This window comes from Acidipila rosea, assembly GCF_004339725.1.
Classification (GTDB): Bacteria; Acidobacteriota; Terriglobia; order Terriglobales; family Acidobacteriaceae; genus Acidipila; species Acidipila rosea.
In genome coordinates this window covers 1001888-1018004 of sequence record NZ_SMGK01000001.1, presented here as the reverse complement: position 1 = coordinate 1018004, position 16117 = coordinate 1001888, and the positions used below count along the sequence as shown (strand labels likewise).

At 53.2% G+C, this 16117-nt stretch carries 7 protein-coding genes and 1 pseudogene; 4 read left to right on the top strand and 4 right to left on the bottom strand.

Annotated features, from left to right (window positions below):
- Positions 1 to 196: 196 nt before the first annotated feature.
- The 3 genes and pseudogenes from C7378_RS04175 (at position 197) to C7378_RS18040 (ending at position 4654) form a co-directional block, all read left to right on the top strand.
- On the top strand, positions 197 to 3604 hold the full coding sequence (locus C7378_RS04175; RefSeq protein WP_243648055.1) for an outer membrane beta-barrel protein: 3408 nt from the start codon (positions 197 to 199) through the stop codon (positions 3602 to 3604).
- A 217-nt stretch (positions 3605 to 3821) separates the two neighbouring features.
- Positions 3822 to 4055: pseudogene (locus tag C7378_RS18155) on the top strand (transposase); the annotation flags it as partial.
- The gene (locus C7378_RS18040) at positions 3956 to 4654 is read left to right on the top strand and encodes a transposase (RefSeq protein WP_279388569.1); all 699 of its coding nucleotides are present in this window, start codon (positions 3956 to 3958) and stop codon (positions 4652 to 4654) included. The pseudogene C7378_RS18155 and the gene C7378_RS18040, both read left to right, overlap by 100 nt.
- 138 nt (positions 4655 to 4792) lie before the next feature.
- On the opposite strand, the gene C7378_RS04160 is transcribed toward C7378_RS18040, so the two are convergent.
- From C7378_RS04160 to C7378_RS04150, 3 genes are all read right to left on the bottom strand, one after another.
- Positions 4793 to 6403: a ricin-type beta-trefoil lectin domain protein gene (locus tag C7378_RS04160; protein ID WP_165876639.1), complete on the bottom strand. Its 1611-nt coding sequence runs from the start codon at positions 6401 to 6403 to the stop codon at positions 4793 to 4795.
- Between the two features lie 114 nt (positions 6404 to 6517).
- Positions 6518 to 8464 (bottom strand): family 20 glycosylhydrolase, encoded by a 1947-nt coding sequence (locus C7378_RS04155; RefSeq protein WP_243648054.1) that lies wholly within the window; start codon positions 8462 to 8464, stop codon positions 6518 to 6520.
- Between the two features lie 304 nt (positions 8465 to 8768).
- Complete coding sequence (locus C7378_RS04150) at positions 8769 to 11960, bottom strand: TonB-dependent receptor (RefSeq protein ID WP_165876638.1); 3192 nt, start codon at positions 11958 to 11960, stop codon at positions 8769 to 8771.
- A gap of 655 nt (positions 11961 to 12615) precedes the next feature.
- Here C7378_RS04150 and C7378_RS04145 point away from each other — a divergent pair.
- Complete coding sequence (locus tag C7378_RS04145; RefSeq protein ID WP_131992064.1) at positions 12616 to 14940, top strand: beta-N-acetylhexosaminidase; 2325 nt, start codon at positions 12616 to 12618, stop codon at positions 14938 to 14940.
- A gap of 51 nt (positions 14941 to 14991) precedes the next feature.
- On the opposite strand, the gene C7378_RS04140 is transcribed toward C7378_RS04145, so the two are convergent.
- The gene (locus C7378_RS04140) at positions 14992 to 15753 is read right to left on the bottom strand and encodes a DeoR/GlpR family DNA-binding transcription regulator (RefSeq protein ID WP_131992061.1); all 762 of its coding nucleotides are present in this window, start codon (positions 15751 to 15753) and stop codon (positions 14992 to 14994) included.
- Between the last annotated feature and the right edge of the window lie 364 nt (positions 15754 to 16117).

Below are 16117 nucleotides of genomic sequence, written 5' to 3'. Positions count from 1 at the left end.
TCGATTGACACGCGCGGAGGCTTCCGTAACAATTCGATCCACACCGGAATCAAACGGTGCTATTGGCAGCCCTAAAGCATAAACATGCTCTATCGCTGAAGGCCCCTGACATCACATTGAGCCAGCTTCCCCGGCTCAGTAGCGAAGACAATGGAGGCATTACTTGCTTACAACGATACGAAGGCTATATCCCCTTTTGCTTCTACTCATCATCGCCAGCCGACCACTTTTCGCTCAGCGGGATGCTGCCTCTCTGGAGGGCCGCGTTGTCGATATAAGTGGAGCTACCGTCGCAAACGCCACGATCACAGCCGTAGACACAAGCACCAACTTCAGCTACCACGCGGTAAGCGATTCATCCGGAGCCTGGACGATCAGTCCTGTGCGTATCGGAACATACCGCATCACAATCTCTGCGCAGGGGTTCAAAACCACTATAGCTGGTCCGATTAGCCTGGATGTCCAGCAGCGCCAGAGAGTAGATGCCACGCTGCAGCTTGGGGAGACGAGTCAGAGCGTAGAAGTGCACGACACAGCTCCTCTTCTACAGACAGACACCTCAGAAACCGGACAGGTTGTAAATGCCAAGACCATCGTAGGGCTGCCGCTCAATGGCCGGAATTCCGTCCAATTGGCACAGCTCACTGTAGGTGTCACGGTGAGTGAGCCAGGCGCTCGGGACTCTACGGGGTTCGGCTTCAGCGCCAGTGGTTCACGCTCGCTCGATAACAACTTTTTACTCGATGGCGTCGATAACAACTCAAACCTCCCTGACCTATTGAATGAAGCAAACTATGTCGTAATGCCGCCGCCGGATGCGCTGCAGGAATTCAAGATAGAAACCGGCAACTACGATGCGGAGTTTGGCAGATCCACAGGCGCTATTGTCAATGCGACTACTAAGGGCGGCTCGAACCAATTTCATGGCGTTGCCTATGAATTTCTGCGCAACCAAAACTTCGATGCGATGAACTACTACGACCAGACGCGGCAGCCTTATCAGCAGAACCAGTTTGGGGCGACCCTGGGCGGCAGGATTATCCGGGATAAGCTATTTTTCTTCGTGGACTACCAGGGGCTTCTCCTCAATGAGGCTCAGTCGAATACCTCACTGGTTCCAACGGCGGCGCAGCGCGCCGGCGACTTTTCAAGCCAGCTGGATCTCACCAGCCCAACTGGTTTCAATGACTGTAATGGCAAGCCCACTTATCAGGGTGAGCTTTTCGATACCCGGCAGACACAGGCTACTCCGGGACAGGCAGGCGGCTATTGCGGCGTACCGTTCGGTTATACAGCGAATGGCACACCAATCAATATCATTCCAGGCTCCAGCACCGATTCGCTAGGGAGCAAGCTAGTACAACTCTTTCCAAGTCCAAACACAAACGGTCTCGGGTACAACTATCAGTCAGATCCCGTTACTACTCAGACCGTCAATCAGGGAGATGTCCGCATCGATCAAGTTTTCTCGGCACATGATACGGCCTTCTATCGCTTCAGCATGAGTGACAGTCCGACGACCATAGGGTCTCCATTTCCCGGCCTGGCCGACGGTGGGGGATTTTTCGATGGCATCCAGCAGATCACGGCATATAGCGGCGCAGCTAGTGAAGCTCATGTGTTCTCGCCGCACAAAGTGAATGAGCTGCGTGTTGGCTTCAATCGGCTTAACACGAGCCGCTATCAGTTCAACTACAATACCGACATATCAGCACAGGTTGGATTTCCCGGAGTTCCCAACCCACCGGGAAGTAACAATGGTGGCCTGCCACAGATGACCTTCAGCGATGTAGCTACGCTAGGTAGTCCGACTTTTTTGCCTGCCATCGAAAAGCAGACAACCTACACCATGTCAGATACCTTCACGCTGATTTCTGGAAATGTCACCTGGAAATTTGGCGGGGAGATACGTCCGGAGCAGTTCTCGATTTTCGAGCCTGCCTCGCCACGGGGATCGCTGAGCTTCGGCACGCAGTATACGGATAACCCAGCGTCTCCGGGCAGCGGCGGGAGCGGGTTGGCAACACTGCTTACGGGGCAGCCTGGAGGAGGGAATATCAACAACCTGAATAACATTGACTACTCCCGCCACACGTACGCACTCTTTTTACAAAATGACTGGCGTGCGACGCCTAAGCTGAGTCTCAATCTTGGCCTCCGGTATGAATACTTTTCGCCGGTCTTTTCCAAGAACAATGCGCAGGCAAACTTTAACCCTTATACCGGGGTGCTGGAGATTCCCAAGAGTAGCAATGTAAGTCTTACTCCTACATTGGCAAGCATTCTCCCTGTGGACCATAACGCATCCAACTCATTGATCGGCGGAGACTACAAGAACCTGTCACCACGCGTCGGTCTTGCCTATGAACTCACTTCGCGCCTAGCGGTCCAGAGTGCCTTCGGAGTTTTCTTCAACGGCGACGAAGCGGGCCCTTACAGTAATCCCAGCCCGGGCTTCAATCCCCCGTATTTTGCCAGTCAGACTTTTGTGGCCCCCTGTGCGCTGCCTTCTTACAATCCTGCTGCAGAAGACTGCTCTGTGCCCGGCATCAGCACACTTGCCCAAGGCTTTCCCTCAGACGCCCTGTCAAATCCGAATACTCCAACTCTATTTTCCCTGGACCCAAACCTCCGCACTCCGTACGTGATGCAGTGGCATCTGACTTTTCAGTATCAATTAACCCAGAACACAGCTTTTGAGACATCCTATGTTGGGTCGAAGGGTAACCGGCTCTACATCTATCTGAATGGCAATCAGGCCTCGCCGACGGCTGACCCTTCCTCTCCAACAGCTCCGAGACGGCCGTTTCCGTATATTGATGCGGGCACGGGATACCTGAAGTCGGCCGGATTCTCTAACTACAACGGGTTGCAGACATCGCTACAGCATAGGCTTAGCAGGGGGCTGTCCCTGATCGTTAACTATACTTATAGCAAGTCCCTAGGGAACGCCAGCAGTGCCGATCTTGGCGCGCAAAACAATGATGGATTCCGATGGAGCCGCTATCCGAATCGCGAGTACGGCCCCTTGGACTTCGATGTCCGCAATCGCTTTGTCGCAAGCTATCAGTATGATCTTCCGTTTGGACAGGGCGAACGGCTTGCGACGGGAAAACCAATAGTTGATCACATTCTGGCTCATTGGAACTGGTCAGGAATTGTAACGCTCTCCTCGGGAACCTGGTACACAGTTACAGATGGAAATGGCAACTTCGCAAACTCCGACGGCCAGCAACGCCCGGACATGGTCCCTGGACAGAAGGCTAATGGGAAACCGTGCATACCTGGGACCTTTTTCAATACTTGTGCGTTCACAAATCCAGTCCTGGGGTCATTTGGAAATGTAAGCATGAACAGTCTTGAGGGTCCGGGAGAAAAGAATGTAGACTTCGCGCTCCTGAAAACCATTCCGATCAAAGACTCCATACATCTGGAACTACGTGCTGAAGCCTTTAATGCATTCAACCACCCCAATTTCCTCTTTGCGGCACCAGGCCCGCAGAACTCCAATAACTCAACCGTATTTGGGACCCCAACCTTTGGGTACGTCACAGGGGCGCAGGCCCCACGGCTCGTTCAGTTTGCAGCGAAGTTCTACTACTAGCGTACCGGGGTTAGAGAGATATTCCTCTCTGACCCGCTCCTGCTATCCGTATGGATGCCGAATAGGCAACAGGCCCATGCGCGAGAAGCGTTCAGCTCGCGTCAGGCATGCTACTCAGTGATGTATGTCCTGATCTCACTAAAACTGGTTGCATAAATGGGTACGGCCTCAAGAGAGGAACTTACGGTTAAGGCTTGTCGAGTGGTGAGCTTCTTGTATGAAGAAGCGAGCGGTGTTATTGAGCGAAAAGCAGTGGGCGTTGTTGGCGCCATTATTTCCAGAACCCAAGCGGCGTAAAGATGGACGAGGCCGACCGAGGGCGAGCAATCGCGCATGTTTGCTGGGAATCCTATGGGTGCTGCGCACTGGAGCCCGGTGGCGCAATCTACCCGCGGAGTATCCCGACGGATCCACCTGCTGGCGGCGGTTGCGGATGTGGGAGGAGCAGGGCGTCTGTCTGCGAGCGTGGCGGAAACTGCTGGGCCAGATGGACCAGCGCGGTCTGCTGGATTGGGAAGAAGCTTTTCTGGACGCCACCTTCGTCACCGCGAAAAAGGGGGCTCCGGAGTCGGCAAGACCCGTCGGGGGAAAGGTACGAAGTGCATGGTGGTGGTCGCCGGCCGCGGCGTTCCTGTCGGAGCGCAACTTGCGTCCGCGCAGATCTCCGAACACCAGCTTGCAGAGAGCACGCTCGCAACCGTAAACGTGCTCCGCACAGACCCTGGACGCCCTCGTTCCCGCTTGCGCCGCGTGATTACGGATCGCGGCTATGACTCCGACCCATTGCGCGAGCGGCTGAAACAACGCGGCACCGATCTGATCGTGCCTACCGCAGCAACAAGCGACAACGACGCTATGAAGATGCACGCAAACTCAGACGCTACAAACGCCGCTGGAAAATCGAACGCACCAACGCTTGGCTGCAGAACTTCCGCCGCATCCAGGTCCGCTACGACCGCATCCTTACCCTCTTTTAAGGCTTCTTCCACTTCTCCTGCTCCTCATCACCTTGAGGCATTTATGCAACTAGCTCTAGTCATTCTTCGTTGAACAAATGAATCCCCGCTATGTCCGGCTATCAACCGATAAATCCGGTGCTATTCAGCACAAATATGTCTTGAGTTGGCACAAGGAAAATGGCCGCGATTCGTAGATCGCGGCCATTGTTGGGAGAATATCTACTCGAAATTAATTAGGCAGCGACCATATCTGATCAGGCTGATTATGCCCACAGGCAGCAATGCTAACGCCTTGGGAATTATTATTGAGAGTACTCCCTGTAAGGCATTTGTGGTCACTACTGATCACGTTGCCGAGGAGATTGTAGTTCCAGTGTTGCGTGCTATTCGAGTTACATGCCTGCATTACCGGCTTTCCATTTTGAACTGCAAGACACTTCCCCGACGACTCCAGTGAACCTCCCTTTGTTACGGTCCAGATTTCCTCCGGAGTTCCCTGACACGAGTGAACCTGTCCCGAAGAAGAAAGGCATCGGCTATAGGTGGGGATATCGTGATTCTTTCCGTTCACGATCATCGTGATTGTGCCCTTACGATTTGGCCTGCCGCAGGGTGTGGATGGATGGATACGCCATATTGCGGTGTCGTGAGGTGCGATGGCCGCCGATAAGGTGGATTGATGCTTTCCGCTCCAGAGATCCTGCGCATCTATCTTGCACGCCGCGCTTGCTGCAAAGCCGAAGTCAGAGGGATGCAGATCAACTTGCAGTGATTTGCCGGCGCGGTTCAATACCGCAACTGCATAATCACCCCCCTTCAATGGCTTAAACAATACATCGGTGACAGAGCTGCGCTTGACAAGCGTGGCCATGCGGCCGAGCGGATCCTGATCGACCGCAATGATTTGCTTATTGCCGAGAATAGCCACCGACTGGGGACTTAGCTTGTCGAGATCAGAGCTGAGTATGAGTGGCGCCGACATCATCGACCATAAGGCTACCTGGCTGCGCGTTTCCGCGAGCGTGATGCCGCTGTCGCCACCAATGATGAAGTCTGCATCGTTCCAATTACCAGGCTTCTGAAACCTGCCGAGAGGTAGATTGTAAGCATAGTTCCAAAGCACACTATCGAACCGCTCTGCATCAGGCTTCTTAACGTCGAAGGTTTCGATGTCAGTACCTTCGCGCCAGAGTTGTCCATAGTAGCGAACCCAGGTCAGCACATCATACCAATCAGGAGAATCCTGAAAGTATGCAGGTGCTGATTCAGAGAATACTATCGGCCTCCCAACCTGCTTCAATGCTGCATTCTGTGCAGCGTAGGCTTTGCGATAGGCTGCTTCACTGCTGGTGCCCTTAGGGGCATATACGTTACAGCCATCCAGCTTCAGATAATCGACGCCCCAGGATGCAAATAACCTGGCATCCTGAAGGAAGTGGTCTTTTCCTCCGCCGTTCGGGTCACCACTGCCTGCGAAACCTCCACATGTCTCATAGCCGGCATCCTCGTAGATGCCGAATTTGAGACCGAGCGCATGCACAGCCTGGGCTACCGGCTTGACTCCATGCGGAAAACGCATCAGGTCAGGCTGCAGGTCTCCGTTAGCATCCCGATCTTTCTGCATCCAGCAATCGTCAATGGTCACGGTGTTATAGCCCTGTGCGGCGAGACCGCTCTTGATCAGAGCCTTGGCGTTGTCGAGGATTGTCTGCGATGTAAAGTTGCACTGGTAGTGTGCCCAATCATTCCAACCCATCGGCGGAGTAACAGCCAACTGCTGCGCCGGGGCAGCGAAGGCAGGCCACGCTATACCGGACACCAGCATCAGCAAGGCCGCCAAGATATGGCTTCGGAGCGGGCGGAAAGCAGAAGCCGGACAAGATGCTTCTGCTGGAGGCGGGTTGGGATTGCTTGTAAGTTCGCGAAAGTCTTTCCGAATTGGCTTAATCATCCTCTACTCCGTTTTTGTTGCCTGGACAAGAAGTTTTACAGAAGGCGCGACCATGTTCAGCAAGGAAGCAGTCTGCTGTTCCGCAGCTTTAATCTGCTGTAGATTTTTCTGTTGCACCAGCGTGCTGACTTCAGTGTGGTTGCGAAGGTTATCCAAGGACTGCAGGCCTATGATTGCGACCTCGCTCAGATTATGGGAGACCGGCACCAGTTCCTGGGTTAGATTTGACTCGCCCAGGGTAGGCTGCAACTTCGCGTCATTATCACGCCATAGGATTAGCCATTGCCGCGCCTGTGCCCACTGTTGTTGCGTCGCATGGCCCGCAACGATCTTTTCTACAAGGTGCTGAAACTGGCGTGCGACGTCACTCTCAGGAGGCACAGCATCTACCAGCCGATTTAGCGGAGTGAATGAGGTGTAGTTCGGACCATCGTCTCGCGTATAGCCTATCGGAGGCTGCACAACTGCAGCCAGAACCTTTAACGTTGCGGGATCATGGTTCCCCGTCATCCGTTGCAACATCTCATCTGTAACAGCCTGCGGATTAATTCCATACCATTTCAGATTCTGCGAAATTACAGCGAGCCTCTGGTACATGGAATCCACATCTCGCACCTCTTGCGGAGACCAGAGTCGTTCCGCAATGGCTGCGGTCCGAGGCCAGATGCGGCTGTCAATGTTTTCCGGCGTAACGAATTCACTCCAGATGGTTGCTTCACCGCCGAGGATTCGCGCCCGCTGCTCGGAATCAAGGGAGGCTGCGTCACCTCCAAGCGGATCCACCAGGTAATGCTGCGAAGCTGGCTGGTTCAAATCAATGTAATAGCCCGTGGAGAGAATTCCACGATTCCCCTGCCTTGCGGCCTGAGCGAGTGAAGTCTGCCCGCGCCATGACTGAATGACCACGTTCTTTGGTGTTGTCGGCTGCAACACTTCGTCCCAGCCCTCCATGATCTTGTGGTGGATCGCAACCAGCTTCTGTACTCTTGCAGTGAAATATGCCTGCAGAGCTGCGTTGTCTGCTATTCCGTGCGCGTGCATGTACTGCTGAATCTGCGGATTATTGTTCCACTCCTTTCCGTTACACTCGTCGCCCCCGATATGAAAGTAGGCGTCTGGAAACAAGCTGGCCATTTCACCAATGAATGAATTGAGAAACTGATAGGTGGATTCTTTGGTGGGATCCATGGCCGCATCATGGACGCCCATGTGTATGGCTACATGATAGGGGCCCTTGCTGCTCGCCAGTTGCGGATAGCCTACAAGCCAGGAAGCAGTATGGCACGGCATATCAAACTCAGCCACTACGCGGATTCCTCGATCGCGCGCATAATCAAGGACTTGATGGATCTGAGTCTGGGTGTAGTAGAGGCCGTCTGAACCCTTGTTCTGCAATAGAGGAAATACTCTGCTCTCAGCCCGAAATCCCTGGTCGTCGGAGATATGCCAATGGAAAACATTGAGCTTAACTGCTTCCATTCCATCCAGGTCACGCTCGATTACAGGGATAGGGATAAAATGCCGACTCGAATCGATCATGAGACCGCGCCAGGGGAATCGCGGGTGATCGTGAATAGAAACTGCCGGGACGCTGAAGCCTTGAGGAGTAACTCTGACTAACTGCAGAAAAGTCTGCAATCCGTGAAGAACACCCAATGGGTTAGCGGCAGTTAGCAATACCTGTGTAGAAGAAATCTCAAGGTCATAAGATTCATCCTCTCCCAGCTGCTGCACTGGCTGGCTGGCATGATCGGTCTTGATAGTGAAATGAGGCTGGTTATACTGTGCTGCACGCCAAAGGGGAATGCCGGTTTCATGGGACAGAGTAACCAGAAATCGTTGCCGGGCGCGCTCGAGGCGGGGCTCCTTGTACCCTTCCAGGGAAACGCCGAAGGCGCCGTCAATCACAAATTCGCCCTGACCCGGTACTACGTGAGCAGGCAAAGGCATGATAGGCAACGTGCTTTGCGTTTGCGCCCGCAGCGGGACAGGCGAGGTGACTATCGAACAGCTCAAGAACAACATACAGGCTGAGCGAACAAGACGATTTATTACCAAGCAAAGACCTCCAGCGTAAATCAGGGAAATGGGCTTCGATCTCACCAGAGCCTTTACCCGTGGGTGCTCTCTAAAAAGACCTGTAGTCCCGACCGAAGAAGGCACCTGAGGCGGAGGACCTCAGGCGGCCTGGTTTGTCAGAACCTATGCTTCCGGGCATATCAGCTCCGGAGAGAATAAGCGTAGCAGCAGCGCTCTAGAATCTAAAGGCTCCCTGAAATGTGATCTGTCGTGGAGTTCCTCGTTCGAGCGAGCTGAATACACCGAGCTGGGAGGTGTATTCATTGCCACCCGGCACCGAGATGTCTCCGCTTGGTGGCAGGAATTCCGGATGATTGAAGAGGTTTGATATCTGAGACTGAAAATCAAACGTGAGGCGATGAGTAATTGGAATCACTTTCAGAGCGCCCAGATGGGTCATGTAAAGATGCTGGTTTTCGATACTGTTCGGAAGTGCGTTGCCAAAATGTCCAGGTTGCGGGACTGCGAATGCCGCGTCATTAAATGCCTGAAGGGTAGTTTTGCCACCGGAAAAGGAATAAGGGTCTCCGACTTTGTCAGGCAAACCGCCGAAGGTGCCGGTGTTCGATGGGTCGGAGCCTGAATAGTAAGGGGAATAATAGATTCCAGATCCTAAATAGGTGAGCGAAGTGAGAGTCCAACCGCCGACCATTTTATCGACTACAGGTGAGGCCTGCGAGAGGTATCGCTTGCCTCTGCCAAAGGGCAGCTGCCAGGATGCGGTGATCGATGCATAGTGGCGCTGAGTTGGGCCATCGTTCGCCCAATGACTCAACACATCGTAAGGATTCTCGGTATCAAGGTAATTGGCAATGCTGCGCTGAAAGCTGTAACTCGCGTCGAAGAGGAAGCCGCCGGCACGACGCTGGGCCTCAAATTGAAGACCATCAAATTTAGCTCCTCCATCAAAGCGGACGAGTGTTGTGCTGAAGAACTGAGGATATGGCCTCTCGCTCGCGGTAAATGGAGTCGTGCTGGGATGAGGAAGATTGATGTTGACCTGATAGTTCAACCCAGAGCTACGCGAACCTATGTAGGAAGCACGAAGGCCGATATTCCTTACCTGCCGTTCATACGTCACGCTGTACTGCTGAATTCTTCCCAGATGCGATTGCCTGGGATAGCCGTTCACCGATTGACTGGGAACACTGGCAAGCGCGGTGCTCGAAGGATAGGGATTGGGAAATTGTAGAAGCGGGGCTTGACCTGGTCCGAGCACGTTGAGATAGGTCTGCGTGATTGAGAACGGTCCTGTCGCACCCAACTGGGGATTGATGAGTAAGAACGGATTGTATGTTCCGGGACTTGCGATACCGGCATCAAGCCGTGCGGTATACAGGCCATAGCCGCCGCGAAGTACCGAATGCTCACTCAAACGATAGGCAGCTCCAAAGCGAGGCGCGAAGTCTGTCTTGTCCGATATGGCCTGGACCGAACCGGGCACCACGTTAATGTTGGAAGGGTAAAGAGAGCTGACTTTGCTGATCGCTGCAGGATCGACGACTACGTTGCCGGTAGCGGGATCAAAATTGTACTGAAGGTGGTCCGGGGTCGATGGTGTCTCATAGTAATCCCAACGAAGGCCATAGTTGAGAGTCAAGCGCGGCCAAATCTGAAAAGAGTCTTCGGCATAAATACCCGTGTCACCCACGTATTGAGACCGGTTAACCAAGGGTGTGGTGCGCTGAGCCTCCTGCGGAATGCCAAGCAGGAAATCCGCATAGGGGTTCCCTGTAGCAGATCCATCGAAATTAAATGTGCCGTAATCCGGAACAGCACCATAGAAGTTCATGAAGTGCTGGGTGAGAAATCCGAATTTCCAGACGTGCCGTCCTACCTGCCAGTTCAGCGAGTCGCTGAAGGTTATGATCCGGTTGTCTGCCTTGACGCCACCGGGGACATTCGACATGGCGGTGAGGCCGCTGATCGAAATCGAAGGAAATCCCTGACCGGTGAGGCCGCTCGGATTGGACCCCTCCAGTCCAGTGGCCGCGAGAACAGCTGCACCGTTCGGTGGCGTCTGTCCGCCTTCTGACTGGCCATCAATGATGTAGTCATAGGACAGCCCGAATCTGAAGCTGTTGACCAGCTGCGAGGAAAGAATCTGAGTGTCTCCCACCGCCCACTGCTGATTCCGGCGGAGCCTGGTCCAAACAAGTTTAGGGAGACCATTGTTTAGCACATAAGGCGTTTCTCTCATCAACCAACGGACAAACAAACTATTCGATTTGGTCAGGTTGTGATCGATGCGCACCAGGGGCCAGTCGCCCTTAAATAAATCGCTATTAAACGGGAATACGAATGGGTAGTTGTTGACGGGGGCCTGACTGGCGTACGCCCCGGTAGGCGCAGGATAATACGTGTTCTGAAAAGCCAGCGCTACGGAACTGATGCGATTCGCAGGAATCGTATTATTGGGAAAAGGCTGGCCAGTCAGCGGGTCGATAATGGTCTGCTGGAACTGGCCCTGGCGCCACTGAACAGTGGGTACGCTGGCGATTACGGGAGTCCCTAGCGGAATCCTCTGCGCGAACCACTCCGCATAGAAGAAGGTCCGGTTTTTGTAGATCGGGCCTCCTACTGCAATGTTCCACTCGTGCTCAAGGTACGGAGTCTTCGGCGGAGGAAAATACTCTGAGGCGTTGAGTACGGAATCATAAATCCTGTAGCTCTCAACTCCGTGGAAATCATTGCTGCCACGTTTGGTGATCAGATTGATATTGGACGGGACGGCGCTCTCAGCTGGAGCATTGAAGGTCTGAGCAGAGAGCTCTTCAAAGAAGTTGGAATTATTGTTCTGCTCACCCGCCAGATCGTTCGGGATTCCATCAAAGCTCTGCGACTGCTGGTTCTGCTGCTGACCATCCATGATTGGATAGGTTCCATAGCCTCCCTGCACCCCAGCTGCTGTCGTCAACAGCGCATAAGGAGTTGGGTAGATGTTCACCAAGGGGGTTTTATCATTCTGCTTTGCATCAAAGGTCGTGGATATCTCGGCTGACTCAGTATTGATTACGGCAGCGCCAGCGGAAACAACTACTGAAGTAGAGGTGGCCCCAATTGCCAAGACCGGGTCAACTCGCCGGACCTGTCCAGTCTCCATGAGAATATTCTGAGCCACAAAGGACTTGAAGCCCGGAGAATCGCAATGGAGCTCATAGGTGCCCGGCAACAGTTCGTCGAACTCGAAATCTCCCGCAGCACTGGACTGCGTTTGCTGAATAATTCGCCCGGTGGAGGGCTCCGACAAAACGACCTTGGCGCCAACGATGTTAGCGCCAGACGCGTCTTTGACCGTACCTCGGAGCGTAGAGGAGACCGACTGCGCCTTGCCTGAGCGGGCTGAGAGCAAGCCGAAACAGAGCATAAGACCGAGTACCAGCCCAAAGGACGGGCACCTAAGGGAACGGAAAAGGCACGCAAAAAACTCTCCAGAAGTGGGCCGCTCAGCAATCTGACTCATTCATCCTCCATAAGTGTTTCATTACTTCTTCCTTCGTTTTCATTCGACCTGCGGAGCATATCAGCGACCAACAATACCGTCAACAAAGAATTAACACATAAAGAAAAGTAATTCGCCTGACAACGAATTTAGTGCGGCTGTGCCTGCACAACAACGCGAGACGCGCTGAATTCAGTCTTTATACGGGCAGGAAATCTCGGGACATATGGGGTGTCTGCGCCCCATGTCTCAGAGAATTGCATTTCGCAACGGATTCTCTTAAAGTGGCTGCCACATGCAATATTCGAAAGAAAACGACGCAGTACGATAAGGGGACCTGCTGCGCGCATCGGGGGTGCGCCAGGCAGAGGAACGGAGCGCTAGTCTCGGCCGGAATTTCGTCGCTTGTCCAGCCCCACCTACTAACACGGCTAGAAGATGTGCAGTTCGGAAGACAAAGGAGTCATGCGTGAAAAGTCTTACGCGACGCAAGTTTCTAAATACGGCGGGGTCTGTAGCAGGAGGCGCAATTCTTAGTCCTGCGGCATTTATCCATAGGTCTGACACAGGAACTCACAGCATGATTGCCATGGACCAGACTGCCGCGGGATCCATGCCAGCAGCTTCCATCGAAAATGCTATCTACCCACGGCCGCAGGAAATATCGGATTCCGATAGTGGCTTCATTCTAGACAGCCAGGTCCGTATCATTTTGCCTCCAGCTGCGTCAGGAGAAGATGTCTTTCTTGCGCGCTCGCTGGCTCATGAGCTGAGCGACTGGTTCAACATACAGATCAAGACGGAAAGGTCGGACACGCTGCCCGCTAATGTGCGATGCATCGTGATGGGATCAATTCAAAACCCTCTGGTAAGTCACTGCTGTAAGCAGCAACGGCTCGACACTGAAAAGCTGAACCCGGGCCCTGAGGGCTACATTCTTCAAAGCAGCAGGGACCTGGTCCTGGTGGCGGGGAGCGATAATCGCGGCGCATTTTATGGAATGCAGTCTCTGCGACAATTGATTTATAAGGACGGCGATGGTGCGCTGATTCGTGGCGTCAGAATTCGCGACTGGCCCGATAAACCGTTTCGTGGAATTTATCTGTATCTTCCCGGAAGAAAGAATGTCCCCTTCTTCAAACGCTTTATCCGGGACTATATGGCGCTCTATAAATACAACACGCTCATCATGGAAATGGGTGCAAGTATGCGGCTAGAGAGCCATCCGGAATTGAATTCCGGATGGGTACAGTTCGCCCGCGATTGTAATTACAGTTGCCGCAACTATCCTCCGGGGCCCTTTCATGGACTGCAACAAAACTCATCCCATCAAGACACCGGAGACGGAGGCTTCCTCGAAAAAGAAGAGGTTGCGGAGCTGGCACGATGGATCAAGCAAAATCAAATCGAACTCATTCCGGAGATCGCCTCATTCACCCACAGCTACTATCTCCTGGCAGGACACAGAGATCTGGCGGCTATCCCCGAAAATAAATGGCCCGATATTTATTGTGCCTCTAATCCTAAATCTTACGAGCTTGTCTTTGAGGTCTATGACGAATATATCGATCTGCTGCAACCCAGGATGATCCATATCGGACATGACGAACTTTTTCTACCCGTAGATGGCTCACCGCGGTGCGCGGACAAAAACATTGGTGAATTGTTCGGAGAAGACGTTAAACAAATACACGACCATCTCTCAGCACGCGGTATCAAGTCCGCCTTATGGGCAGACATGCTGTTGGAATCTGTTCGTGGGCATGGCTTGCAGAAGAATGTTGCTGCAGATGGCTGGACCTATTACACACCCGGGGGCATGACCCCGGACCAGGTAGAGCGGTTAATCCCAAAAGACTGCCTTCTTTTTAACTGGTTCTGGGGTGATCAGTCTGACTCATCCGATAGTGCTCACCAGGAAATGAATGAGGCCACGCTGGATAAGATGGGCTTCCAGCAGGTGTACGGCAACTTTGATACCACGATCAAGAACTATGAGATACGCAAGCAGCGCTCTACTCTTCTTGGAGGGGCTCCCTCTGCCTGGTTTGCCACGAATGAATTTGGGTTCGGCAAAGAGCTGATGTCTGACTTTCTGGGCTGCAGCAGCATTCTATGGACTGGGAAGAGTCTAAACAGGAGAGACCATCTACTTCGGGTGCAGTCTATGATTCCTGCGATACGCATGCGTCTCAGCGGGATAGTGCCCCCCAGCCAGACGGAAACTTTGATCCTGCCGCTGGACATCTCAAGCAAATTTAATCTCGGCGATGACTCAACAGCTTTAGGCACCAGTCTTCCCAGCGCGGTAGTCGGTAATATCAAGCACAACGATATTCCCTTTGAGTTGCGGTCAGTTAATAACAGGCACTCGGTCATTGTCGGGACAAACGGAAGCCAGCCTAGTTCCCTGCCCCGTTCGGTAACTGGCATCCCAATTGGAGCATCTCCGACCAGCTTAATTTTTCTTCATGCGGCAGTGAGACCTGCAGCAAATAGAGAGAGTTTTCGCCTGATGTGGGACCAAGAGGACACCGCAGACCTCCTTGGATGGTACGAAGTTGCCTATGAAGACGGCTTTGTCACCACCATCCCTATTCGCTATGGCGTCAACCTCCTAGAGTCCAACTGGCAGCAACGAATTATCGCTGATGATGGACATCAACGAACCTATTGCTACGGTGCTGACGCGGTTGACATGGGTGGTACTGCCGAGAATCGCACCACCTTTTTCGCCTATGAGTGGACCAATCCACGGTTAGGGAAAGTGATTGATGAGATTCATCTGAAAGGTACTACCGGCTTTCGCGGAGCCTCCAGCGAATTCAATAATGACTGGGGACCAGTTATACCAAGTAATGGTGTGATCCTGAAGGCTATCAGCATGGTGCAAAAGAGAGGTTGACCAATGTATCTCTGTCTGCCTGCCTGCGAAGGCAGAGGATACGTCTGATGATCACACGAGTGTGACTTTAAGATTCTGACCGCGCAAGGCCTCGATGAAGTCCGGTGAGGCATTCTGATCTGTAATCACATGATGTATCTCAGAGAGTGCAACGATGCGGGAAAGGCTGCGGCGAGCGAACTTGGTTGAATCACACACGGCCACGACTGTACGAGCGCCCTTAACCATGGCGCGATTCACACGTGATTCGAGGAGATTAGGGGTTGTTAAACCTGCCTCAAGATCAAGGCCATCTACCCCGAGAAACAGGATGTCTGCATGCATATCCTGAAGCACGTCTTCCGCCAATGGACCTACGAGCGAAAAGGAGTTCTTACGAAGCGTCCCGCCGGTAAGAATAACGTCGAAGTTAGTTCCCATGAGTTCCGCTGCGATGTTGACAGCATTGGTGATAACCGTGAGCTGAGTAAAGCGCTTGAGCGCGTGTGCAACTGCTGTCGTGGTAGTTCCGGAATCCAGCATCACGCATTGACCATCATGAACCAGCCTGGCAGCCGCTTCGGCAATTTTCTGTTTTTCATGCAGATGATGGAGTTGCTTTTCCTGCAGGGAAGGATCCCGAAGAGCGCTCGAGTGAGCTGGTAACGCTCCTCCGTGCGTGCGGAGAATCAAACCCCTGGATTGAAGAGCATCAAGGTCCTTTCGGATAGTAATCTGCGATATCCCGAGCTTTTGTGCTACCTCACCTACCAGGATGCGCCCTTCGCTCTGCAGAATTGAATAGATATGCCGCCGTCGCTCATCGATCAGCATCTGGTCGCCATTTCCTGGGCGCGTGAGAGGTACGGATGATTTCCTGCGCATATCGACCTACGGATCTCCCTTGCTCTCGCAACTTCAACTGCTGGGAAGTATCGCACAAGTACACTTATGCACTCTACCGATTTGGAATTACCATTCCCTGCTGATGCTTCTGATCTGACTTAAAACGATCTAAAGCGAAATCTCAATGCGCTGCGCGGAAGATTCTCCCCACGTATGTGCGGATGGCTGCCGCCGTCAGGTGGAAGACGGCATGGGCAACCGCCGGGGCAATCGCGATGATCGGCGTTGCGCCCAGCGCCAGCCAGGGAAATCTCCGAGCGGTTCAAGAGAAACACATTCAGTTCTAGTACGT